Raw genomic sequence first — 23,223 nt, 5'->3', positions numbered from 1 at the left:
GAGGATCCAAAAGGGATAACGTGACGTCCGACCAAGGCTTCGACCGAAGCAACGACAGCGGCAACCGCCTAGCCCCGCGCCCCGTCTCGCGTCCGCCGGTCGACCCCGAATCGCGTCGGGAGTTCAGTCGTCCCGACGGCATGCGCGGGTCGTTCGTCGCCGAGCGCGTCCGCCCGCAGAAGTACCGGGACCAGGCCGAATTCCGGCCGAGCGAACGGCCGGCCGACCCCGTCCTGCAGGAGGCGTTCCACCGGCCGGAGGGCAGCCCCGAGTCGCTGCAACGCCACCCCGTGGACGTCGGCGCGCTGGCCGCCGAGAAAAACGGCGGGGAGCCCGACGAGCTGGACGATCCCTGGCGTAATCCCGGGGCCGCTGCGGCGTTAGGAACGCCGGCGGTCGCGCCGTCGACGTCGCGCTCCGCACTGGGCTACGGCGGCAAGTTGGGTGTGCGCGACGTGCTGTTCGGCGGGCGGGTGTCCTACCTTGCGTTGATCGTGTTGGCGCTGATCGCGTTGGTCATCGGCCTGATCGGCGGCGTGGTGGGCCGCAAGACGGCCGAGGTCGCCGAGGCGTTCACCACCTCCAAGGTGACGCTGTCGACCAACGGCAACGGGGAAGGTCCGGCCGGGCGCTTCGCCAAGGTGGCGTCGGCGACCGCGAACTCCGTGGTGACCATCGAGTCCAAGAGCGACCAGGAGGGCATGCAGGGCTCCGGTGTCGTCATCGACGGGCGCGGCTACATCGTCACCAACAACCACGTGATCTCCGAGGCGGCGAACAACCCCAGCCAGTTCAAGACCACCGTGGTGTTCAACGACGGCAAGGAAGTGCCGGCCAACCTGGTGGGCCGCGACCCCAAGACCGACCTGGCCGTGCTCAAGGTCGACAACGTCGACAACCTGAGCGTGGCGCGTTTGGGTGACTCCGACAAGGTGCGGGTGGGTGACGAGGTCCTCGCCGCGGGTGCGCCGCTGGGGCTGCGCAGCACCGTGACGCACGGCATCATCAGCGCGCTGCACCGGCCCGTCCCGCTGTCCGGGGAGGGCTCGGACACCGACACGGTGATCGACGCCCTGCAGACCGACGCTTCGATCAACCACGGCAACTCCGGCGGGCCGCTGATCGACATGGATTCCCAGGTGATCGGCATCGACACCGCGGGTAAGTCGTTGTCCGACAGCGCAAGTGGGCTCGGCTTCGCGATCCCCATCAACGAGGCCAAGGAAGTTGCCCAGACCTTGATCCGGGACGGGAAGATCGTGCACCCGACGCTGGGCGTGAGCACCCGCTCGGTGAGTAACGCGATCGCCTCCGGCGCCCAGGTCGCCAACGTGAAGGCAGGAAGCCCGGCCCAGAGGGGCGGCATCCTGGAAAACGACGTCGTCGTCAAGGTGGGCAACCGTAAGGTCGCCGACGCCGACGAGTTCGTGGTCGCGGTGCGGCAGCTGACCATCGGCCAGGATTCCCCGATCGAGGTGGTCCGCGATGGCCGGCACGTCACCCTGACGGTGAAACCGGAACCGGACAGCGGCTAGATGTTCGCCAACGTCGGCTGGGGAGAGATGCTCGTCCTCGTCGTGGTCGGGTTGGTGGTCCTCGGTCCCGAGCGGCTCCCCGGCGCCATCCGGTGGTCCGCCAACGCGCTGCGTCAGGCGCGCGATTACCTGAGCGGCGTGACCAGCCAGTTACGCGACGACCTCGGACCCGAATTCGACGACCTGCGCGGTCCGCTCAGCGAATTGCAGAAGCTACGGGGTATGACGCCGCGCGCCGCGCTGACCAAGCACCTCTTGGATGGCGACGATTCCTTCTTGACCGGAAACTTCGACAAGCCGGTGAACGGGACCTCGCTGGAGACGCCGCAGTCCACCCCTCCGGCACCGGCGAACGGACAAACGCTCGGGGCCGAACAGCAGGCGGACGGCCGCACTCCGTTCGACACCGACGCGACCTGAGCCGTCGCCGCCGGGTTCAGCGACCTTTGGGATCGAGTCCCAGCGAGACGCCGGCCAGCCCGCGCCGGCGCGAGGACAAACTATCGGCCACCCCGCGCAGCGCCTTGCCCACGGGCGAATCGGGCGCGCTCAGCACCAGGGGAGTGCCGGAATCGCCCGCGGCGACCAGCTCAGGATCGAGCGGGATCTGCCCCAGCAACGGCACGTCGGCACCGACCGCGCGCGACAACCGCTCGGCCACCTGCTCGCCACCGCCCTCACCGAACACCTTCAGCGTGGAGCCGTCCGGCAGCGTGAGCCCGGACATGTTCTCCACGACGCCGGCGAGGCGTTGGCGGGTCTGCAGCGCGATGCTGCCGGCCCGTTCGGCGACTTCGGCCGCGGCCAGCTGCGGCGTCGTCACCACCAGGATCTCGGCGTTCGGGATCAGCTGTGCCACCGAGATGGCGATGTCTCCGGTCCCCGGCGGCAGATCGAGCAGCAGCACGTCCAGATCGCCCCAATAGACGTCGGCCAGGAACTGCTGCAGCGCGCGGTGCAGCATCGGTCCGCGCCACACCACCGGGGTGTTGCCCTCGGTGAACTGGGCGATTGAGATGACCCGCACCTCGTGGGCGATGGGCGGCAGGATCATCGACTCGACCTGGGTGGGGCGGTCTGTGGTGCCCATCATCCGGGGGATGGAATGGCCGTGGATGTCGGCGTCCAGCACGCCGACGGACAGGCCGCGGGCCGCCATCGCCGCGGCCAGGTTGACCGTGACGGTGGACTTGCCCACCCCGCCCTTCCCGGACGCGACCGCATAGACCCGCGTCAGCGAATTCGGTTGTGCGAACGGGATAATCGGCTCGCGGGCGTCGCCGCGCAGCTGCTTACGCAGCTCGGTGCGCTGCTCGTCGCTCATCACGTCGAGGGTGACCTTCACCGCGCCGGTGCCCGGGACATCGGAGACCGCCTGGCTGACCCGGTCGCTGATCTCGGTCTTCTTCGGACAGCTGGCGGTGGTCAGGTAGATCGCGACGTGGACCGAGCCGTCGGGTTCGGTGTCGATGCTTTTGACCATCCCGAGATCGGTGATGGGACGCCGCAGTTCGGGGTCGATCACCTTCCCCAGGGAGGCGCGGATCGCCGCACTCAGGTCGGCTGAATCAGAAGAGTCATGGCTGGACATCACCGCCGAGTGTAGGCGTGCGCGAAGGGGTCGTTTATCGCCGACCCGTTGTGCATCAGTTGGCGGCGACCCGCTGCGCCCGGCTTCGCCGCGCTTGCGATCGCCGCGTCGGTTTGGCGGCGACCCGCTGCGCCCGGCTTCGCCGCGCTTGCGATCGCCGCGTCGGTTTGGCGGCGACCCGCTGCGCCCGGCTTCGCCGCGCTTGCGATCGCCGCGTTAGTTGGCCGGGCCCGGTGCGGCCTTGTGCGGTGCGGCCGCGTTCGGCGCGGCCGGCGGGCCGGCCGGCTTGGGCGCCGGTGCGGCTTGCGGGGGCGCCGGCGGAATCGCAGCCGGTGGCGCCGGAGGCGGGACAACGTCCGGTGGCGGCGGCGCGAACGGCGGCGGCGGAGCGAAGGGCGCCGGCGGCGCGAACGGCGGCGGCGGTCCGGCGGGCGGCGAGCTTTGGGTGCCGATGCAAATCACCGTGCACCCCGGCAATTGGGTCGGTGCCTGCTGAGGCGTGGGAGACATCCACGGGAACATCGGCGGCGCACTGACCATCGCGGGGCTGCTCAGGTCGATCAGCGGTACGCGCGCCAGCGGGTCGTCCAGCGGCAGGCCGTTGATGTTCATCGGCAGGTTGGGCCCAAGCCCTTCCGGATGCTCGAGGTGCGCGTCGCCCAGCGGCGGCGGCGGTCCGGTCATCGGCGGCAGGTCGACCGGGACGACGCCCGTGGCGTAGGCCGCCGCCCAGCCCAGCACGTTCTGCGCATAAGGCATCGAGTTGTTGTAGCGCAGGATCGCGCTCAACACCTGCGACTGATCGCGCAGGTTCAACCCGCCACTGCACAGGTACCGGGCCGCGGCCAGGGTGGAGTCGAACAGGTTCTGCGGGTCGGCCACGCCGTCGCCCTTGCCGTCGGAGGCGTAGCGCGCCCAGGTCCCTGGCAGGAACTGCATGGGTCCCATCGCGCGGGCGTAGGTGACGCGATTGCCGGCGCTGCTTTGGATGATGACCTCGTTGCCGGGCAGCGTGCCGTCCAGTGATGGACCGTAGATCGGGTTGATCGCGGTGCCGCGTGCGTCCACCGCGCCGCCGCCCGCGTGGCCCGATTCGATGCGCCCGATTCCGGCCAGCAGGTTCCAGCTGACGCCGCAGCCCGGGACGGCGACGGCCATCTTCTGCTCCGCATTGCGGTAGGCGGCCAGCGCGATGCTCGGAATGCCCAGTGCGCCACGCGCATTGACGATCATCGCCGGCGGCGGCGCGGACAGCGCGGGCTCGGCGACGTGAAAGGCGGTAGGGCTGCGGTCGATCGCGACGACGGCGGGCCCAGTGAGGTCGGGAAAGGTGGGGGAGACCGCTGCCACCGGAGTGACCGCGGCGTGGACGGGCGGCATTTGCGCCGGAAGTTCAGGGGCGGCCCCGCTCACGGCACCCGCGAAGACCAATGGAGTAATCATGGCGACGCCGAATATCGGCTTGCGCGTGTTCCGAAGTGCTCGCTGCCGCGCAGTTGCGGCGGCCGGACTCGCACCCCGGCTTCCCCCTATGCGCACTCGACCGTCCTAGGTGTGAGCTGGGCGTACTTTCTGTTAGCTCGGTGAACCAGATCACCATACATAACTCTTGTGACACGAGGGGCGCAATGGTCGAAGTGGTTCTCACCTGGATTTCTTAGCTGCGCGCTCCAGGTTGTCGCCCTGCTGAGGCGGCTCCACGTCCGGGGTCTCGGGCCGCAAATCGGCCAGCAGTTCGCGCAGGTCATCCAGCTCGTGGCGCAGGTATTCACGCGTCGCCACCTCGCCGACGGCCAGCCGCAACGCGGCCAGTTCGCGGGCCAGGTATTCGGTGTCGGCCTTCGTCTGGGCGGCGCGACGGCGGTCCTCTTCGAGCGCGACGCGGTCGCGGTTCTCTTGCCGGTTCTGCGCCAACAGAATCAGCGGCGCCGCGTAGGCGGCCTGCGTGGAGAACGCCAGGTTCAGCAGGATGAACGGGTAGGGATCCCAGCGCACTTCCAACGCGAACAGGTTCAACGCGATCCACACGATCACCACGATCGTCTGCAGCAACAGGTAGCGGCCGGTACCGAAGAACCGCGCGATCGACTCGGTGAATTGCCCGATGGTCTCGGGATCCAGCCGCGGCGAGAACCTGCGCGATGTCCGCGGGGTGTACAGCCCGCGCGGAGCCGTGGATTTGCTCACGCGGATCCTCCCAGTCCCTCGAGCCGGCCGGCGGTATCGACTTCCTGCATGTCCACCCGCCAGTCGTGCGGCAGCAGGTGATCGAGCAGGTCGTCGACGGTGACCGCCCCCAACAGGTGGTTCTCGTCATCGACGACGGGGCCGCACACCAGGTTGTAGGCGGCGAGGTAGCGGGTCACCGCGACCAGCGGTGTCTCCGGCGTCAGGGTAAGCAGCTCGCTGTCGACGATCCCGCCGACCAACTCGGCCGGCGCCTCGCGCAACAGCCGCTGCAGGTGCACGCAGCCCAGGTAGCGTCCGGTCGGCGTCGCCGTCGGCGGTCGCGCCACGAACACCATCGACGACAGGGCGGTGCTGAGGTCCGGATCGCGGACCCGCGCCAGTGCCTCGGCGACTGACGTGTCCGGAGTAAGCACCACCGGATTGGACGTCATCAGGCCGCCCGCCGTGTCCGGCGAATGCGTCAACAACCGGCGCACAGGGGCGGACTCGTCGGGGTCCATCCGGGTCAGCAGCATCTCGGCGTCGGTGGGGTTCAGCACGCCGAGCAGGTCGGCGGCGTCGTCGGGATCCATCTCCTCGAGCACGTCCGCCGATCGCTCGGTGCCCAGCTGGGACAGCACGTCGGCCTGATCCAGCTCCGGCAGCTCCTGCAGGATGTCGGCCAGCCGGTCGTCGTTGAGCGCCCGCAGCACCTCGTAGCGGCGCTTGGGCGGCAGTCCGCGGATTGCGTCGGCCACATCGACCGGCTTGCGCCCTTCGAACTGGCCCAGCAGCTGCGCCACCCCCTGCCCGGGCAAGGCCAGGGCAGACGGGGTCAAGCCCTGGACGCTCTGCCAGTCCACGACGTGTACGGGACCGCGCCGTCCCAGCCGTCGGTGGGTGCGCACCGCGACCCGGCTCACCATCCAGTCGCGCGTCCGGTTCTGTTCGATGCCCAGGTCGGTGACCACGACATCGAGGCCGGCCAGCTCCGGCAGTTCGGGGTCGTTGACCTTGACCTGGGTGTCGAGCACCTGGCCGATCGCCAGCACCTCTCCGGGCCGCTGCACGAAGTGGCGTAGGGATACGTTGCCGGTGCTCAGTGTCACGGCGTTGGGCTCGATGGACGCGACTCGCAGGATCGGGATGAAGATGCTGCGCCGCGTCGCGAGGTCGACGACCAATCCCAGGACGCGCGGCTGCTGGCGGACGATGCTGATGCTGATCACGACGTCGCGGACCCGACCGACGGATTCCCCGAGTGGACCCAGCACCAACATTCGCGCGAGCCGCGCGATGTACACCCTGTTGACCGATCCCATGGGAGTAGAGCCTAGGCAGCCGACGGGCCGATGGCAGACAACCCCCGGGCGGGCGGGACCGCTAAAGCGAGTGCAGCTTAAAGAGCACGAGCACCAAAGCCACCACCAGACTGGCGATTCCGATGACGATGCCGGCGACCGCCAGGCCGAAACCCTCCTGTCGGGTCCGCTTGATCTGATCCAGGGCGATCGCGCCCAGCACCATGGCCACGATCGAGCCGAGGCCACAAGACAAAAAGCCCGTGAACGACGTGATGAACGAGGCGATCGCCAGCGCGTTCGTCCCGGGCGCGGCGGTCTGGGCGGGATAGCCGCCCTGGTAGTCCGGCGGCGGGTAATAGCCGCCCGCGTATCCGGTAGACCCGTAGGGCGGCGGGCCACCGTACGGCGGGGGAGCCATCGGGTAGGGCGATCCGCCGTAACCGGGCGGTTGTTCGTAGCCCGGTGACGGGGGATACGACGGCGGATATCCGGCCGGGTTGTCGGTGGGATAGCCCGGCAGCGGATACGGCGGGGGCGCCGGCTCGGCGGTGGGCGGTTGCCACGGGGCCGGCTGATCTCGCTGCTCAGGGCCTTCGCCGCCGGTGGTGGGTGAGTCGGCCTTGTCGTCGTGGCCACTCTCGCCGAAGCCGCCGCCGGGAGCTGTCATGGTGTTCAACCTAACCCATGGGCGGGTGTCGTCCGCGGGGGCGAAAACGTCAGCGCGCCGCGCACGCCCGGAACGGTTCCCGCCACCCCGCGCGCCGTGTTTCCGCAGGTGACGAAAGTTTGCTGGATAGGCTGGGGAGGACCTGAGATGAAACCACGGCCGAGGCGGAGGACAATGAACCGCGATGACTAATCCTTTCCAGCCTGGGCAGGTTCCCGGCGCGACGCCAGGAGGCGCGACCGGGCGTGGGCGAGGAGCGCCCGGACTTCCGACGCCGCCTCGGGGCTGGCCGGTCGGGTCCTACCCCACCTACGCCGAGGCGCAGCGCGCTGTCGACTACCTCTCCGAGCAGCAGTTCCCGGTCCAGCAGGTGACCATCGTCGGCGTCGACCTGATGCAGGTGGAACGGGTCACCGGCCGGTTGACGTGGCCCAAGGTGCTCGGCGGAGGCGTGCTGAGCGGGGCATGGCTGGGCCTGTTCATCGGGCTGGTGTTGGGCTTCTTCAGTCCCAATCCGTGGGGTGCGCTGATCACGGGCCTGGTCGCTGGCGTCTTCTTCGGGCTGATCACTTCGGCTGTTCCGTACTCAATGGCCCGCGGCACAAGGGATTTCAGTTCGACCATGCAGTTGGTGGCTGGGCGCTACGACGTGCTGTGTGATCCGCAAAACGCAGAAAAGGCGCGGGACCTGTTGGCGCGCTTGGCGATCTGAGGCGCGCACGAGAGGTGTGATCGGTGGTGAGTCCTCGTGGGCGCGTGCGCCGGGCGGGCGCGATCGCGCTGGCGACGCTCACCATCGTCGGGGCGGCGCCCTCATGCGCCTCCGGAACCCGCGGGCTGGTCATCAGCTTCTATACGACGGCCGCCGACGGCGCGACGTTCACCGCGGTCGCGCAGGATTGCACGAAGCAATTCGCTGGCCGCTTCGCCATCCAACAGATCAGCCTGCCCAGAGCCCCCGGCGAGCAGCGCTTGCAGTTGGCGCGGCGGCTGACCGGTCGCGACCGCACGCTGGACGTGATGTCGCTCGACGTGGTGTGGACGGCGGAGTTCGCCGAGGCGGGCTGGGCGCTGCCGCTGTCCGACGATCCCACGGGGCGCGCCGAAGCCGACACGACGGCCGACATCCTGCCGGGCCCGCTGTCGACGGCACGCTGGGAAGGCAGGCTGTTCGCGGCCCCCGTCACAACGAACACCCAATTGCTTTGGTATCGGCCCGATTTGGTGCGTCAGCCGCCGCGGACCTGGGACGGGATGGTGAGCGAGGCCACCAGATTGCACGCCGCGGGGCAGCCCGGCTGGATCGCCGTGCAGGCCAATGAGGGTGAAGGCCTGGTCGTCTGGTTCAACACGCTGCTGGCCAGCGGAGGCGGCCAGGTGCTTTCCGAGGACGGCCGCCACGTCACGTTGACCGACACGCCGGCGCACCGGGCCGCCACCATCGATGCGCTGCGGATCCTCAAATCCGTGGCGACCGCGCCGGGGGCCGATCCGTCGATCACCCGCACGGACGAGGGCACGGCGCGGTTGGCGGTCGAACAGGGCAGGGCCGCACTCGCGGTCAACTGGCCCTACGCGCTGGCATCGATGCTGGAGAACGCGGTGAAGGGCGGCGTGCCCTTTCTGCCGCTCAGCCAGGATCGGCGGTTGGCCGGCAGCATCAACGGCGTCGGGACGTTCGTGCCCACTGACGAGCAATTCCGCATCGCCTACCAGGCGAGCCAGAAAGTCTTCGGCTTCGCGCCGTATCCCGGTGTCGCGCCGGGTCATCCGGCCAAGGTGACCATCGGCGGGGCGAATCTGGCGGTCTCCAGCACCACCCGCCACCGCGCCGAAGCGTTCGAAGCCATCCGCTGCCTGCGCAACCTGCAGCACCAGAAGTACGTGTCGATCGCGGGCGGCTTGCCCCCGGTGCGTACGTCGCTGTATTCCGACCCGCAATTTCAGGCCAAGTACCCGATGTACACGATCATTCGCCGGCAACTCACCGACGCCGCGGTGCGTCCTGCCACGCCGGTGTATCAGGCGGTGGCCATCCGGTTGGCCGCGACGCTGAGCCCGATCACCAAGATCGATCCGGAGCGCACCGCCGACGAGCTCAGCACCGAGGTGCAGAAGGCGATCGACGGAAAGGGGTTGTTGCCGTGACGACCACACCCGTCGTGCCGCCGTTGCGCGCTCGAAACCGTCTCTCCGAACAGCGATTGGCATTGTTGCTCGTCGCCCCGGCGGCGATTCTGATGCTGACGGTGACGGCCTATCCGATCGGCTACGCCGTGTGGTTGAGCTTGCAGCGCAACAACCTTGCCGTGCCCGACGAGACCGCGTTTATCGGCCTGAGCAATTACGCGACGATCCTGACCGACCGGTATTGGTGGACCGCCCTGGCGGTCACGCTGGGCATCACCGTCGTTTCGGTGTCCTTCGAGTTCGTCCTCGGCCTGACGCTGGCGCTGGTGATGCACCGCACCATCGTCGGAAAAGGCCTGGTGCGCACCGCGATTCTGATCCCTTACGGCATCGTCACCGTGGTCGCGTCGTACAGCTGGTACTACGCCTGGACGCCGGGGACGGGCTATTTGGCCAACCTGCTGCCGCACGGTAGCGCACCGCTGACCGCGCAGATCCCCTCGCTGGGCATTGTCGTGATCGCCGAGGTCTGGAAGACGACGCCATTTATGTCGCTGCTGCTGCTGGCCGGGCTGGCGCTGGTGCCCGAGGATTTGCTGAACGCCGCCCAGGTCGACGGGGCCGGTCCTTGGCGCCGGCTGACCGGCGTCATCCTGCCGATCATCAAGCCGGCGGTGGTTGTTGCTCTGTTGTTCCGGACTTTGGACGCGTTTCGCATCTTCGACAACATCTACGTGATCACCAACGGCGCCAACAACACCGGTTCGGTGTCGATGCTCGGCTACGACAACCTGTTCAAGGGCTTCAACGTTGGACTCGGCTCGGCGATCAGCGTGCTGATTTTCTTGTGCGTGGGCCTGATCGCCCTGCTTTTCATCAAGGTCTTCGGCGCGGCGGCGCCCGGTGGTGACGTCGATGGCCGCTAACCGGCAGGCCGCGCGACGCACCGTGATCTGGGCCGTCATCGACACGGCGGTCGTCGTGTACGCCCTGCTGCCGGTGTTGTGGACCTTCAGCCTCTCCCTGAAACCGACGTCAACTGTCAAGGACGGCAAGCTGATTCCGTCGTCGATATCCCTGGACAACTATCGCGGCATCTTTCGCGGCGACCTCTTCAGCTCGGCGCTGATCAACTCGGTCGGGATCGGGTTGATTACCACCGCGATCGCGGTGACTCTCGGGGCGATGGCGGGCTACGCGATCGCCCGCCTGGATTTTCCGGGCAAGCGGCCGCTGGTTGGCGCCACGCTGCTGGTCACCATGTTCCCCGCGATCTCCTTGGTCACACCGTTGTTCAACATCGAACGCTTCGTCGGCCTGTTCGACACCTGGCCGGGCCTGATCCTGCCCTACATCACGTTCGCGCTGCCGCTGGCGATCTACACGTTGTCGGCGTTTTTCCGCGAGATCCCCTGGGACTTGGAGAAGGCGGCGAAGATGGACGGCGCCACGCCGGCACAGGCCTTCCGCAAGGTGATCGTCCCGTTGGCGGCGCCGGGCGTAGTGACCGCCGCGATCCTGGTGTTCATCTTCGCCTGGAACGATCTGCTGCTGGCGCTGACCCTGACCGCCACCAAGGCCGCCATCACCGCGCCGGTCGCGATCGTGAACTTTAGCGGCAGTTCACAGTTCGAGGAGCCGACAGGATCGATCGCGGCCGGGGCCGTGGTGATCACGGTTCCCATCATCGCTTTTGTTCTAATCTTCCAACGACGAATCGTCGCGGGGTTGACCTCCGGCGCTGTGAAGGGATGACGCGATGGCCGAGATTGTGCTGGACCATGTCAGCAAGAGCTATCCCGACGGCGCGGTGGCGGTGCAGGACCTGAACATCACCATCGCCGACGGCGAGTTCCTGATCCTGGTCGGCCCGTCGGGCTGCGGTAAGACCACCACGCTGAACATGATTGCCGGGCTTGAAGATATCTCCTCGGGCGAGCTGCGCATCGGTGGCGAACGGGTGAACGAGAAAGCGCCCAAGGACCGCGATATCGCGATGGTCTTCCAGTCCTACGCGCTCTACCCGCACATGACGGTGCGGCAAAACATCGCGTTCCCGTTGACGCTGGCGAAAATGCCCAAGGCCGAGATCGCGCAGAAAGTTGCCGAAACCGCCAAAACCCTTGACTTGACCGAGTTTTTGGACCGTAAGCCATCGCAGTTATCCGGTGGACAGCGCCAGCGGGTGGCGATGGGCCGTGCGATCGTGCGTCATCCCAAGGCGTTTCTGATGGACGAGCCGTTGTCCAACCTGGACGCCAAACTGCGTGTTCAGATGCGCGGCGAGATCGCCAGGCTGCAAAAAAGGTTGGGCACGACGACCGTTTACGTCACCCACGACCAGACCGAGGCGATGACCCTGGGTGACCGGGTGGTGGTGATGCATTCGGGCGTCGCGCAGCAAATCGGCACCCCTGACGAGCTTTACGAGCAGCCGGCCAACCTGTTCGTCGCGGGTTTCATCGGCTCGCCGGCGATGAATTTCTTCCCCGCGACGTTGACGCCCATCGGGCTGACGCTGCCGTTCGGGGAGGTGATGCTGGCGCCGGAGGTCCAGGAAGTGATCGCCCGGCATCCCGCACCGGCCAACGTCATCGTGGGTGTGCGGCCCGAGCATCTGACCGACGCCGCGCTGATCGACGGCTACCAGCGCATCAGGGCATTGACCTTCGAGGTGAAGGTCGACTTGGTGGAATCGCTGGGCGCCGACAAGTATGTGTACTTCTCCACCGCGGCATGGGCCGCGCACTCGGCCCAACTGGATGACCTGGCCGCCGAGGGCGATGCGCACGAAAATCAGTTTGTGGCACGGGTTCCCGCCGAATCCAAGGCGATCATCGGGCAGTCGATCGAGTTGGCGTTCGACACGACACGGCTGGTGGTCTTCGACGCCGACTCGGGAGCCAATTTGACCCTCGCGCCATCGGGTTCGCGGTGACGCAGCCGTTGGAGCAGGTGCGTGCGCATGTACGCGCGCACTTCGGCGACCTCGAACCCGATTCGGCGAGCGTGACATTTCTGGGCACCGAAACCATCGAAGTGCTGCGATTCCGCGCGGCAAGCGGGGTGGTGCATTACGTCTCGTTGGGCTGTTCGCGGCACCCGATGACCGAACCGACACTGGACATCGCCGACCCGGTGCGCGGCCCGCGCGCCGAAATCGTCCTGCAGTTGCGCGATCCCGGCCCGATCACCGGGATCGCCCGCAGCGTCGCGATACTGGCGGCGACTCCGGCCGTCGAGGGTGCCGTACTGGGCCCCGATGCGCTGATCGACCTCGGCTCCCCGCTGTGGGCGTCGCCGTCGCGGAAGGTGCCGTTCACCGCGGTGTTGCTGGGCCGCAGCGAGATCGCCGATCTGCCGTTGGAGCCGCCCCGCGACCCGGTGCTCTTCCTGTTGGCCACCCCCATCACCGCGACCGAAGCGGCGTGGGTCCGGCTGAAGGGTGCCGACGCGATGCGGCAAGCGTGGGATAACGACGGTGTCGACGTGCTGAACACGAATCGCCCTGCCGCACAGCCCAACTGATTTTGACGAGCAGACGCAAAAGCGCCCAACACGCCCAAGAATTAGGTGTTTTTGTATCTGCTCGGCTAAAAGTCAGAGCCAGTTGCGGTTGCGGAATTGGAAATACAGGACCAGGCAGGCGACGACCATGATGGCCATGATCGCCGGGTAGCCCCACGTCCAACTCAGCTCGGGCATGAATCGGAAGTTCATCCCGTAGATCGCGGCGACCATGGTGGGCACCGCCAGGATGCCGGCCCAGGCTGCCATCTTGCGCATGTCGTTGTTCTGCTGCATCCCGACGCGAGCCAACGCCGCCTGGATCAGCGAGTTGAGTGTGTCGTCGTAGCTGGCGATCTGGTCCGCGGCTTCGGAGTGGTGGTCGGCGACGTCGCGCAGATAGCGCCGCAATTCCTTGGAGATCACGTCTTTGTTGTCCATCTGGATCCTGTGGAACGCGGCCGACAGCGGGTTGACGCAGCGGCGGAGCTCGACGACCTCGCGCTTGAGCAGATAGATCGGTTCGACGTCGATCTTGCTGCCCGGGGCGAACGCCAAACCCTCGATGCTGTCGATGTCAGACAACATCAGACTGCTCACCTCGAGATAGTGGTCCACCACATGGTCGGCGATCGCGTGCATCACCGCGAAGGGTCCCAGCCGCATCTGCTCGGGGTCGCCGTCCATGCGCTTGCGCACCTCGGACAGTCCGCCGTGTTCACCGTGGCGGACCGTGACCACGAAATCGCGGCCGACGAAGACCATGATCTCGCCGGTCTCGACGATCTCGCGGGCCAGCACCACCGATTCGTGGCGGACGTAGTTGACGGTCTTGAGGACGAGGAACAGCGTGTCGTCGTAGCGCTCCACCTTGGGCCGCTGATGGGCGCACACGGCGTCTTCCACGGCCAGCGGGTGCAGACCGAAAACGTCGGCCACCTCCTGCATCTGGACCTGGCTCGGTTCGCGCAGGCCCACCCAGACGAACCCTTCGTGTCCCAGCGTCTCGATCTCGCGGACCTTGTCCAGGGAGGCGGCGTAACTGATCTTGCCGGGCAGCCGGTGCCCGTCGGCGTAGACGGCGCAGTCAACCAGCGTTTCCTTACGGGGTTGAGATTCCGCGCTCGGCTGCGGTTCCGGGGCCTGCGCGAGCGGGCGAAGCGCTTCGGGCAGTGCGTCGAATCCTTGGAACACATCCACCTCCCACGCAGCGCAGGTCCGACCAGGCGGTGCTCCATGCTACGCGTCCCGGCTGTTCAAATGCTGACGATCAGGCGCCGGGGAAAGCCCTGGTAGCGGACCGGAGATTGCGGTCCGCGAAGGGTGCGCTAGTTTCGAGCCGAAACCCGAATCTGCACGAACTTCTCCACAAGGAGTACATCGACGTGAGCGCAAGTCCTCTCAAGGTTGCCGTCACCGGCGCCGCCGGCCAGATCGGCTACAGCCTGTTGTTCCGCCTGGCGAGTGGCTCGTTGCTGGGCTCCGACCGCCCGATCGAGTTGCGTCTTTTGGAGATCGAGCCCGCTCTCAAGGCGCTCGAGGGCGTCGTGATGGAGCTGGACGACTGCGCCTTCCCGCTGCTGTCCGGTGTCGAGATCGGCGCGGACGCGAACAAGATCTTCGACGGCGTCAACCTGGCCCTGCTGGTCGGCGCGCGGCCGCGCGGCCCGGGCATGGAGCGCAGCGACCTGCTGGAGGCCAACGGCGCGATCTTCACCGCCCAGGGCAAGGCGCTCAACTCGGTCGCTGCCGACGACGTCCGTATCGGCGTCACCGGCAACCCGGCCAACACCAACGCGCTGATCGCGCTGAGCAACGCCCCCGACATCCCCAAGGAGCGGTTCTCGGCGCTGACCCGGCTGGACCACAACCGGGCGATCTCGCAGCTGGCCAAGAAGACCGGTGCCGCGGTCACCGACATCAAGAAGGTGACGATCTGGGGCAACCACTCCGCGACCCAGTACCCCGACATCTTCCACGCCGAGGTCGGCGGCAAGAATGCCGCCGAGGTGGTCAACGACCAGGCGTGGATCGAGAACGACTTCATCCCGACTGTCGCCAAGCGCGGCGCGGCCATCATCGACGCCCGCGGCGCGTCCTCGGCCGCGTCGGCCGCATCGGCGACGGTCGACGCCGCGCGCTCCTGGCTGCTGGGCAGCCCGGAGGGTGACTGGGTGTCGATGGCCGTCTATTCCGACGGGTCCTACGGCGTGCCCCAGGGCATCGTGTCGTCGTTCCCGGTGACCACCAAGGACGGCAACTGGTCGATCGTGCAGGGCCTCGAGATCGACGAGTTCTCCCAGGGTCGCATCGACAAGACCACCGCCGAGTTGGTCGAGGAGCGCACCGCGGTCACTGAGCTCAAGCTGATCTAGCGCGGCGGAGCGGGGCGCAGCGGGTCGGCACTGAGACCCGTGGCGATCGCCAGCGCGGCGGAGCCGGGCGCAGCGGGTCGGCACTGAGACCCGTGGCGATCGCCAGCGCGGCGGAGCCGGGGGCAGCGGGTCGGCACTGAGACCCACGTCACCAATTAGGCCTACTAATGGGTAGTCAGTACCCTGAACCCCGTGTCCGAATTGCTTGAATCGATACAGACGCAGGCCGAGGACGGCGCCATTACCGACGCCGAGATCTTCGAGGCACACGTAGGCGGCAAGCTTTCGGTAAGCCTGACGTCCCCGCTGGATACCCAGCGCGCTTTGTCGATCGCCTATACCCCGGGCGTGGCGCAGGTCAGCCGTGCGATCGCCGCTGACCACGCGGCGGCGGCCCGCTACACCTGGGCCAACCGGCTGGTGGCGGTCGTCAGCGACGGCAGTGCGGTGCTGGGCCTGGGCGACATCGGGCCGGCGGCGTCGTTGCCGGTCATGGAGGGCAAGTGCGCCCTGTTCCAGGCATACGGCGGGCTGAACGCCATCCCGATCGTGCTCGACACCAAGGATCCCGACGAGATCGTGGAAACCCTGGTGCGACTGCGCCCGACGTTCGGCGCCGTCAACCTCGAGGACATCTCCGCGCCGCGCTGCTTCGAGATCGAGCGCCGAGCCATCGAGGCGCTGGACTGCCCGGTGATGCACGACGACCAGCACGGCACGGCCATCGTGGTGCTGGCCGCGCTCATGGGTGCCAGCAAGCTGCTCGGCCGGGACATGAGCTCGCTGAAGGTGGTCGTTTCCGGGGCGGGGGCGGCTGGCGTCGCGTGCACCAATCTCCTTATGGTGATGGGTGTTTCGGACATCACCGTCCTGGACTCGCGCGGAATTCTGCACACCGCCCGCGACGACATGAACGACGTCAAGGCGGCTTTGGCGCGGCGCACCAATCCCGACGGCCTGACCGGCAGCGCCGCGGAAGCCATCCGGGGCGCCGACGTGTTCCTCGGTCTGTCGGGCGGCGTGGTCCCCGAAGAGATGATCGCCACGATGGCGCCCAACGGGATCGTGTTCGCTTTGTCCAACCCCGATCCGGAGATCCACCCCCAGATCGCGGCCAAGTACGCCTCGGTGGTGGCCACCGGCCGCAGCGACTTTCCGAATCAGATCAACAACGTGCTGGCGTTCCCCGGGGTTTTCCGCGGTGCGTTGGAAGCCGGCGCCCGCCGGATCACCGAGAAGATGATGGTCGCCGCGGCCGAGGCGATCTTCTCCGTGGTCAGCGACGACCTTGCTCCCGACCGGATCGTTCCCAGCCCGTTGGACCTGCGCGTCGGGGAAGCCGTTGCCGCGGCCGTGGCCATCGCCGCCGACACGTCCGTCTCCGAGGGGTGAGAATCGGCCGGCTGGCGGCACCGCTGCTCGCCGCCATACTCGCCGTTTCCGGTTGCTCGACCGACACCGGCGGCGATCGTCGCGCCGGCGCGGAAGTGGTGGTCGGGTCCCGCTCCGATACCGAGTCGGCGCTGTTGGCCGGCATCTACGCGGCCGCGTTGCGGTCCTACGGATTTGGCGCGCGGTTCCAGGCAACCACCGATCCGAAGGCCCAATTGGATTCGGGCGCAGTCACCGTCGTTCCCGCCGTCACCGGCCGGGTGTTGCAGGACCTGCAGCCAGGCGCGACGGCGATGTCGGGCAAAGACGTCTACCGCGCGATGATCGCCGCCCTGCCCGAGGGCATCGTGGCCGGCGACTACACCACGGCCGCCGAGGACAAACCCGTGCTGCTGGTGAGCCGGGCCACCGCCAAGGCGTGGGGCGGCAGCGAAGTCAGCGCGGACCTGAGCACGCTGCCGCAACACTGTGCCGCTCTCGTCGTCGGGACCATCGCCGGCCACCGGGCGCCATCGGTCATCGGCCCCTGCCGCCTTCCGGTTCCGCGTGAATTCCCGAATGGCACAACGATGTTCGCGGCGATCGCGGCAGGACAGCTGACCGCGGGATGGACGACGACAGCCGACCCCGGCACGCCCGCGGACCTGGTCGCCCTGGCCGATGCCAAGCCCGCGCTGGTTCGTGCCGAGAACGTGGTGCCGCTGTATCGCCGCAACGCGCTCAGCGATCGGCAATTGTTGGCGATCAACGAAGTGGCCGGCGTGCTGGACACCGCCGCCCTGATCGACATGCGCCGGCAGGTCGGCACCGGCGCCGACCCGCAGGCGGTGGCGGCGGGCTGGCTCGCCGAGCACCCGCTCGGGCGCTAGAGGTCAGCGCTTGGGCAGTAGCCGGGTGACAAAGTCCTTCACCCGGCCCATGACGGGCCCGCCGACCAGTCGCTCGTAGTTGGGACCGGCGACCCGGACCAGCAGGTCCATCGCCTTCACGTCGGGTCCCACCAGCACCCGGGCCTTGTTCTTGCGCACACCTTCGAGGATGAGCTGAGCCGCCCGCTGCGGGGTGGTCTTGGCCTGCTGTTCCTCGAACACGCTGGCCAGCTCGGCGTGGTCGAGCCCCTCGACGCCGGTCGCGTTGCGGGCGAACGCGGTCTTGATGCCGCCGGGGTGCACTGTCGTCACCCGCACCGGGTGACCGGCCCGCGCCATCTCCTGGTGCAGCGCCTCGGTGAAGCCGCGGACGGCGAATTTGGCCGAGACGTAGGCCGCCTGGCCGGGCGCGGAAAACAGGCCGAGCGCGCTCGAGATGTTGATGACGTGTCCGTCGCCGGAGGCGATCAAATGCGGAAGAAACGCCTTGGTGCCGTTGACGACGCCCCAGTAGTCGACGTCAATCACGCGTTCGATGTCCTTGAACCGGCTGTCCTCGATGGACCCGATGAACGTGATGCCGGCGTTGTTGTAGATCTGGTTGACCGCACCGAAATGCTCGTGGACCGCGTCGGCATAAGCCAGGAAGGCGCTGCGCTCGGTCACGTCGAGCTGGTCCACCTTGACCGGCGCTCCGATTGCCGCGAGCTGCTCGGCGGTCTGCGCCAGCCCTGCGGTGTCGACGTCGCTGATCGCTAGTTTGGCGCCGGCGCGGCCCAACTCGACCGCCAGCGCCTGGCCGATGCCCGAGCCGGCGCCGGTGACCACGGCGACCTTGCCGGCGAACCCATCCATGCAACACTCCCTCGACCAGGCTTGACCGCGTTGACGCTAATCGTTACCAGCGATGGTGACCAGAGCAGGGGGAAATGGTGAATCGACGAGCCCGACGCACTGAGAGATCGGTCACTGCTTGGGCAGCAGCCGACCCATGACGGGCCCGAACAGCTGCTGGTAACCCGAACCGGTCAGGCGAACCAGGACGTCCAACACCTTGGCGTCCGCCCCGACGAGCACCCGCGCCTTCTTCTTTCGCACCGCGTCAAGGATGATCTGGGCGGCGCGGTGTGGGGTGGTCTTAGCCAGCCGCTTGTCGAACAGCTTGGCCAGCTCCGCCTGGTCGAGCCCCTCGGCGGTGGTGGCGTTGCGCGCGATCGCAGTTTTGATGCCGCCCGGGTGCACCGTCGTCACCGCCACCGGGTGGCCGGCCGCCGCCATCTCCTGGCGCAGCGCCTCGGTGAAGCCGCGAACGGCGAACTTGGCCGAGTTGTAGGCCGCCTGTCCGGGCACCGAGAAGAGCCCGAACACGCTGGAGACGTTGATGACGTGACCGTCTCCGGAGGCGATCAGGTGCGGAAGGAACGCCTTGGTGCCGTTGACGACGCCCCAGAAGTCGACGTCCATCACGCGTTCGATGTCCTTGAACTGGCTGACCTCGACGTCACCGGTAAAGGCGATGCCGGCGTTGTTGTAGATCTGGTTGACCGTGCCGAAGTGCTCTTTGACGGCGTCGGCGTAGGCCAGGAACGCTTCACGTTCGGTCACGTCGAGGCGATCCACCTTGAACTGCGCACCGATGGCCTTCAGCTGCTCCTCGGTGTGGCCCAGGCCTTCGAGGTCGACGTCGCTGATGGCCACCTTGGCCCCCGAGCGAGCCAACTCCAGGGCCAGCGCCTGCCCGATCCCCGAACCCGCGCCCGTCACTACCGCGACCTTGCCGGCGAACCCTTGCATGAGCACCCTTCCTAGTTGGCCCGTTTGCGTCGAGGCTAGCCGGTACCGGCGGTCCCTGATACCTGCGGGTCGCCGATACAGACCGAATCAGCCGAAGGCGGTGTCGATGATCTCTTGCTGCTCGACGGCGTGCACCTTCGACGAGCCCGACGACGGCGCCGACATCGCCCGGCGGGAAATCCGCTTGAGTCCGGTCAGCTTGTCGGGCAGGAGCTCGGGCAGTTCCAGGCCGAAGCGCGGCCAGGCACCCTGGTTGGCCGGCTCCTCCTGGACCCAGAAGTACTCCGTGGCGCTCGGGTAGCGATCCAGCGTCTCGCCCAGCCGGCGCTTGGGCAACGGGGCGAGCTGCTCGATCCGCACGATCGACACGTCGTCCCGGTTGTCCTTGGCCTTGCGGGCCACCAACTCGTAGTAGAGCTTGCCGCTGGTCAGCAGGACCCTGCTGACCTTGCTGCGATCGCCGATGCCGTCCTCGTAGGTCGGTTCTTCGAGCACCGAGCGGAACTTGATCTCGGTGAAGTCCTTGACGTCGCTGACCGCCGCCTTGTTGCGCAGCATCGACTTGGGCGTGAACACGATCAGCGGGCGCTGCACGCCGTCAAGGGCGTGCCGGCGCAACAAGTGGAAGTAGTTCGACGGCGTGGACGGCATCGCGATCGTCATCGACCCCTCCGCCCACAGCTGCAGGAAGCGCTCGATGCGGCCCGAGGTGTGGTCGGGGCCCTGGCCTTCGTGGCCGTGCGGCAGCAGCAGCACCACGTTGGACAACTGACCCCACTTGGCCTCACCGGAGCTGATGAACTCGTCGATGATCGACTGTGCGCCGTTGACGAAGTCCCCGAACTGGGCCTCCCACAGGACGAGGGCGTCGGGATTGCCCACGGTGTAGCCGTACTCGAAGCCGACGGCGGCATATTCCGACAGCGGGGAGTCATAGACCAAGAACTTGCCGCCGGTGGGCGCGCCGTCGGCGTTGGTCGCCAGCAGTTGCAGCGGCGTGAACTCTTCGCCGCTGTTGCGGTCGATGATCACCGAGTGCCGCTGCGAGAAGGTGCCGCGGCGGGTGTCTTGCCCCGACAGCCGCACCAGCTTGCCCTCGGCCACCAGCGAGCCCAGCGCCAGCAGTTCGGCGAAGGCCCAGTCGATCTTGCCCTCGTAGGCCATCTCCCGGCGCTTCTCCAGCACCGGCTGCACCCGCGGGTGCGCGGTGAAGCCCTCGGGCAGCGCCAGGAACGCGTCACCGATGCGGGCCAGCAACGCCTTGTCCACCGCGGTGGACAGGCCCGCGGGCAGCATCTGGTCGGCCTCCACCGATTCGCTCGGCAGCGCGCCGTGCTTCTCGAGCTCGCGGACCTCGTTGAACACCCGCTCGAGCTGGCCCTGGTAGTCGCGCAGGGCGTCCTCGGCTTCCTTCATCGAGATGTCACCGCGGCCGATCAGGGCTTCGGTGTAGCTCTTGCGGACCCCGCGCTTGATGTCGACCACGTCGTACATGGCGGGGTTGGTCATCGACGGGTCGTCGCCTTCGTTGTGCCCGCGCTTGCGGTAGCACAGCATGTCGATGACGACGTCCTTTTTGAACTCCTGCCGGAAGTCGACGGCCAGCTTGGCCACCCACGCGCACGCCTCCGGGTCGTCGCCGTTGACGTGGAAGATCGGCGCCCCGATCATCTTTGCGACGTCCGTGCAGTACTCGCTGGACCGCGAGTACTCGGGCGCGGTGGTGAACCCGATCTGGTTGTTGGCGATGATGTGGATGGTGCCGCCGACGCGGTAGCCGTGCAGATTCGCCAGGTTCAGCGTCTCGGCGACCACGCCCTGGCCGGCGAACGCCGCGTCGCCGTGCAGCATCATCGGCACCACCGAGAACGCCTTGTCGTCGCCGTGGTCCTCGGCGCCGCGGTCCAGCAGGTCCTGCTTGGCCCGAACCAGGCCTTCGAGCACCGGGTCGACGGCTTCCAGGTGCGACGGGTTGGCGGTCAGCGAAACCTGAATGTCGTTGTCGCCGAACATCTGTAGGTACACGCCGGTGGCGCCCAGGTGGTATTTGACGTCCCCGGAACCGTGCGCCTGCGCCGGGTTGAGATTGCCCTCGAACTCGCTGAAGATCTGTGAGTACGGCTTGCCGACGATGTTGGCCAGCACGTTGAGCCGGCCGCGGTGCGGCATCCCGATGACCACCTCGTCGAGCCCGTGCTCGGCGCACTGGTCGATCGCCGCATCCATCATCGGAATGACGCTTTCCGCTCCTTCCAGCGAAAACCGTTTCTGCCCAACGTATTTGGTTTGCAGGAAAGTCTCGAAGGCCTCGGCGGCATTCAGTTTGCTCAGGATGAACTTCTGCTCGGCAACCGTCGGTTTGACGTGCTTGGTCTCGACACGCTGCTGTAGCCATTCCTGTTGTGCGGGATCGAGAATGTGGGTGTATTCCACACCGATGTGGCGGCAGTAGGCATCGCGCAGCAGGCCCAGCACGTCGCGCAGCTTCTTGTACTCGCAACCCGCGAAGCCGTTGACTTTGAATACCCGATCGAGGTCCCACAGCGTCAGACCGTGGTTGAGGATCTCGAGGTCGGGGTGGCTGCGGAACCGGCTGCCGTCCAAGCGCAGCGGGTCGATGTCGGCCATCAGGTGACCGCGATTGCGGTAGGCCGCAATCAACTCCATCACCCGGGCGGTCTTGTCGACGATCGAGTCCGGGTTGTCGGTGCTCCAGCGCACCGGCAGGTAAGGGTTGCCCAGCTCGCGGAAGATCTCGTCCCAGAACGCGTCCGACAACAGCATCTCGTGGATGGTGCGCAAGAAGTCGCCGGATTCCGCGCCCTGGATGATGCGGTGGTCATAGGTCGAGGTCAGCGTGATCAGCTTGCCGATCCCCAGCTCGGCGATGCGTTCCTCGCTGGCGCCCTGGAACTCGGCGGGGTATTCCATGGCGCCGACGCCGATGATGGCGCCCTGGCCGTTCATCAGCCGCGGCACCGAGTGCACGGTGCCGATGGTGCCCGGGTTGGTCAGTGAAATCGTTACGCCGGCAAAGTCTTCGGCGGTCAGCTTGCCGTCGCGGGCCCGCCGCACGATGTCTTCGTAGGCGGTAACGAATTGCGCGAACCGCATGGTCTCGCAGCCCTTGATGCCGGCCACCACCAACGAACGCCTGCCGTCCTTGCCCTGCAGGTCGATGGCCAGACCGAGGTTGGTGTGCGCCGGGGTGACAGCGGTTGGTTTGCCGTCGACCTCGGCGTAGTGCCGATTCATGTTCGGGAACTTCTTGATCGCCTGCACCAGCGCGTAGCCGAGCAGGTGGGTGAACGAGATCTTGCCGCCGCGCGTTCGCTTGAGTTGGTTGTTGATGACGATCCGGTTGTCGATCATCAGCTTGGCGGGAACCGCACGCACACTGGTCGCCGTCGGCACGTCCAGTGAGGCCGACATGTTCTTGACGACGGCGGCCGCGGCGCCCCGCAGCGTCTGCAACTCGTCGCCCTCGGCCGGCGGGGGAACGGCGGCCTTCGCCGGCGCGGGCCGTGCCGGGACCCCGTTGCCGGCGGCCGTGCTGACGGGGGGCGCGGGCTTGGGGCTCTGGGGGGCCGCCGGGGTCGGCTTCGCGGGCGCGGGAGCTGTGGCCGGCCTGCCATCACCGCTGGTAGGGGCCGCCGGCGCTGCCTCACCCGTCGACTCGGGGTTGTAGTCGACCAGGAACTCATGCCAGCTCGGATCCACCGACGAGGGGTCATCGCGGAACTTGCGGTACATCTCCTCGACCAGCCATTCGTTTTGACCGAACGGTGAACTTATGTTGCTCACGACCGCAGTTCGCCTCAATCCCTTTGTCCTACAGGGTCACCGCGGCGGCTATCGCGCGGCGCCTGCACCCTCCTCGGTCCTGGCGG

The 23,223-nt window shown here is 67.4% G+C and carries 20 protein-coding genes; 11 read left to right on the top strand and 9 right to left on the bottom strand.

Features of this window, described 5'->3' with window-relative positions:
• The first annotated feature begins 20 nt into the window (after nucleotides 1-20).
• Entirely contained in the window at nucleotides 21-1,535 is a 1,515-nt protein-coding gene (htrA, locus tag ACZ50Z_RS13730; RefSeq protein ID WP_464484047.1) for a serine protease HtrA, read from the top strand.
• Complete coding sequence (gene tatB / locus ACZ50Z_RS13725) at nucleotides 1,536-1,955, top strand: Sec-independent protein translocase protein TatB (RefSeq protein ID WP_464484046.1); 420 nt, start codon at nucleotides 1,536-1,538, stop codon at nucleotides 1,953-1,955.
• A gap of 16 nt (nucleotides 1,956-1,971) precedes the next feature.
• Here the strand turns inward: tatB and ACZ50Z_RS13720 are convergent, their stop codons facing one another.
• From ACZ50Z_RS13720 to ACZ50Z_RS13700, 5 genes are all read right to left on the bottom strand, one after another.
• Nucleotides 1,972-3,126, bottom strand: coding sequence for an Mrp/NBP35 family ATP-binding protein (locus tag ACZ50Z_RS13720; RefSeq protein ID WP_464484045.1), 1,155 nt, complete (start codon nucleotides 3,124-3,126; stop codon nucleotides 1,972-1,974).
• 216 nt (nucleotides 3,127-3,342) lie between these two features.
• Nucleotides 3,343-4,665, bottom strand: coding sequence for a lytic transglycosylase domain-containing protein (locus tag ACZ50Z_RS13715; RefSeq protein ID WP_464484044.1), 1,323 nt, complete (start codon nucleotides 4,663-4,665; stop codon nucleotides 3,343-3,345).
• A 105-nt stretch (nucleotides 4,666-4,770) separates the two neighbouring features.
• Nucleotides 4,771-5,313: a DUF1003 domain-containing protein gene (locus tag ACZ50Z_RS13710; RefSeq protein ID WP_464484043.1), complete on the bottom strand. Its 543-nt coding sequence runs from the start codon at nucleotides 5,311-5,313 to the stop codon at nucleotides 4,771-4,773.
• Nucleotides 5,310-6,617 (bottom strand): magnesium transporter MgtE N-terminal domain-containing protein, encoded by a 1,308-nt coding sequence (locus ACZ50Z_RS13705; RefSeq protein ID WP_464484042.1) that lies wholly within the window; start codon nucleotides 6,615-6,617, stop codon nucleotides 5,310-5,312. Before ACZ50Z_RS13705 ends, ACZ50Z_RS13710 begins: the two co-directional genes overlap by 4 nt.
• 61 nt (nucleotides 6,618-6,678) lie before the next feature.
• Nucleotides 6,679-7,266, bottom strand: coding sequence for a DUF4190 domain-containing protein (locus ACZ50Z_RS13700; protein ID WP_464484041.1), 588 nt, complete (start codon nucleotides 7,264-7,266; stop codon nucleotides 6,679-6,681).
• A gap of 184 nt (nucleotides 7,267-7,450) precedes the next feature.
• On the opposite strand from ACZ50Z_RS13700, the gene ACZ50Z_RS13695 reads away from it, so the two are divergent.
• Genes ACZ50Z_RS13695 through ACZ50Z_RS13670 form a run of 6 tightly spaced genes read left to right on the top strand, consistent with a single transcriptional unit; the run spans nucleotide 7,451 to nucleotide 12,924 of the window.
• On the top strand, nucleotides 7,451-7,978 hold the full coding sequence (locus ACZ50Z_RS13695; RefSeq protein ID WP_464484040.1) for a YflT domain-containing protein: 528 nt from the start codon (nucleotides 7,451-7,453) through the stop codon (nucleotides 7,976-7,978).
• A 23-nt stretch (nucleotides 7,979-8,001) separates the two neighbouring features.
• Entirely contained in the window at nucleotides 8,002-9,414 is a 1,413-nt protein-coding gene (locus ACZ50Z_RS13690; protein WP_464484039.1) for an extracellular solute-binding protein, read from the top strand.
• A complete protein-coding gene (locus tag ACZ50Z_RS13685; RefSeq protein ID WP_464484038.1) occupies nucleotides 9,411-10,322 on the top strand; it encodes a carbohydrate ABC transporter permease in 912 nt (303 codons plus the stop codon). The genes ACZ50Z_RS13690 and ACZ50Z_RS13685 overlap by 4 nt, the downstream gene beginning before the upstream one ends.
• A complete protein-coding gene (locus ACZ50Z_RS13680) occupies nucleotides 10,312-11,151 on the top strand; it encodes a carbohydrate ABC transporter permease (RefSeq protein ID WP_464484037.1) in 840 nt (279 codons plus the stop codon). The genes ACZ50Z_RS13685 and ACZ50Z_RS13680 overlap by 11 nt, the downstream gene beginning before the upstream one ends.
• Nucleotides 11,152-11,155: 4 nt before the next feature.
• Entirely contained in the window at nucleotides 11,156-12,334 is a 1,179-nt protein-coding gene (locus tag ACZ50Z_RS13675) for an ABC transporter ATP-binding protein (RefSeq protein WP_464484036.1), read from the top strand.
• Complete coding sequence (locus ACZ50Z_RS13670; RefSeq protein ID WP_464484035.1) at nucleotides 12,331-12,924, top strand: suppressor of fused domain protein; 594 nt, start codon at nucleotides 12,331-12,333, stop codon at nucleotides 12,922-12,924. The genes ACZ50Z_RS13675 and ACZ50Z_RS13670 overlap by 4 nt, the downstream gene beginning before the upstream one ends.
• Nucleotides 12,925-12,996: 72 nt before the next feature.
• On the opposite strand, the gene corA is transcribed toward ACZ50Z_RS13670, so the two are convergent.
• Nucleotides 12,997-14,097, bottom strand: a complete 1,101-nt coding sequence (gene corA / locus ACZ50Z_RS13665) for a magnesium/cobalt transporter CorA (protein ID WP_464484034.1) — start codon at nucleotides 14,095-14,097, stop codon at nucleotides 12,997-12,999.
• Between the two features lie 191 nt (nucleotides 14,098-14,288).
• On the opposite strand from corA, the gene ACZ50Z_RS13660 reads away from it, so the two are divergent.
• From ACZ50Z_RS13660 to ACZ50Z_RS13650, 3 genes are all read left to right on the top strand, one after another.
• Nucleotides 14,289-15,278 carry a malate dehydrogenase gene (locus tag ACZ50Z_RS13660; RefSeq protein ID WP_464484033.1) on the top strand — a complete coding sequence of 330 codons (990 nt, stop codon included), beginning with the start codon at nucleotides 14,289-14,291 and terminating at the stop codon, nucleotides 15,276-15,278.
• 192 nt (nucleotides 15,279-15,470) lie between these two features.
• The gene (locus ACZ50Z_RS13655) at nucleotides 15,471-16,670 is read left to right on the top strand and encodes an NAD(P)-dependent malic enzyme (protein WP_464484032.1); all 1,200 of its coding nucleotides are present in this window, start codon (nucleotides 15,471-15,473) and stop codon (nucleotides 16,668-16,670) included.
• Complete coding sequence (locus ACZ50Z_RS13650; protein ID WP_464484031.1) at nucleotides 16,667-17,539, top strand: glycine betaine ABC transporter substrate-binding protein; 873 nt, start codon at nucleotides 16,667-16,669, stop codon at nucleotides 17,537-17,539. Before ACZ50Z_RS13655 ends, ACZ50Z_RS13650 begins: the two co-directional genes overlap by 4 nt.
• Before the next feature lie 3 nt (nucleotides 17,540-17,542).
• Here ACZ50Z_RS13650 and ACZ50Z_RS13645 read toward each other — a convergent pair whose 3' ends face one another.
• The 3 genes from ACZ50Z_RS13645 to ACZ50Z_RS13635 form a co-directional block, all read right to left on the bottom strand.
• A complete protein-coding gene (locus tag ACZ50Z_RS13645; RefSeq protein ID WP_464484030.1) occupies nucleotides 17,543-18,394 on the bottom strand; it encodes an SDR family NAD(P)-dependent oxidoreductase in 852 nt (283 codons plus the stop codon).
• A gap of 111 nt (nucleotides 18,395-18,505) precedes the next feature.
• Entirely contained in the window at nucleotides 18,506-19,333 is an 828-nt protein-coding gene (locus ACZ50Z_RS13640) for an SDR family NAD(P)-dependent oxidoreductase (protein ID WP_464484029.1), read from the bottom strand.
• Nucleotides 19,334-19,420: 87 nt separating this feature from the next.
• Nucleotides 19,421-23,137 (bottom strand): multifunctional oxoglutarate decarboxylase/oxoglutarate dehydrogenase thiamine pyrophosphate-binding subunit/dihydrolipoyllysine-residue succinyltransferase subunit, encoded by a 3,717-nt coding sequence (locus ACZ50Z_RS13635; RefSeq protein ID WP_464484028.1) that lies wholly within the window; start codon nucleotides 23,135-23,137, stop codon nucleotides 19,421-19,423.
• Between the last annotated feature and the right edge of the window lie 86 nt (nucleotides 23,138-23,223).

The sequence above is a fragment of the Mycobacterium sp. NTMscope_MAC_269 genome, assembly GCF_976985695.1.
Note: the sequence above shows the minus strand (reverse complement) of the source record. Positions and strands in the feature narration are given on the sequence as shown.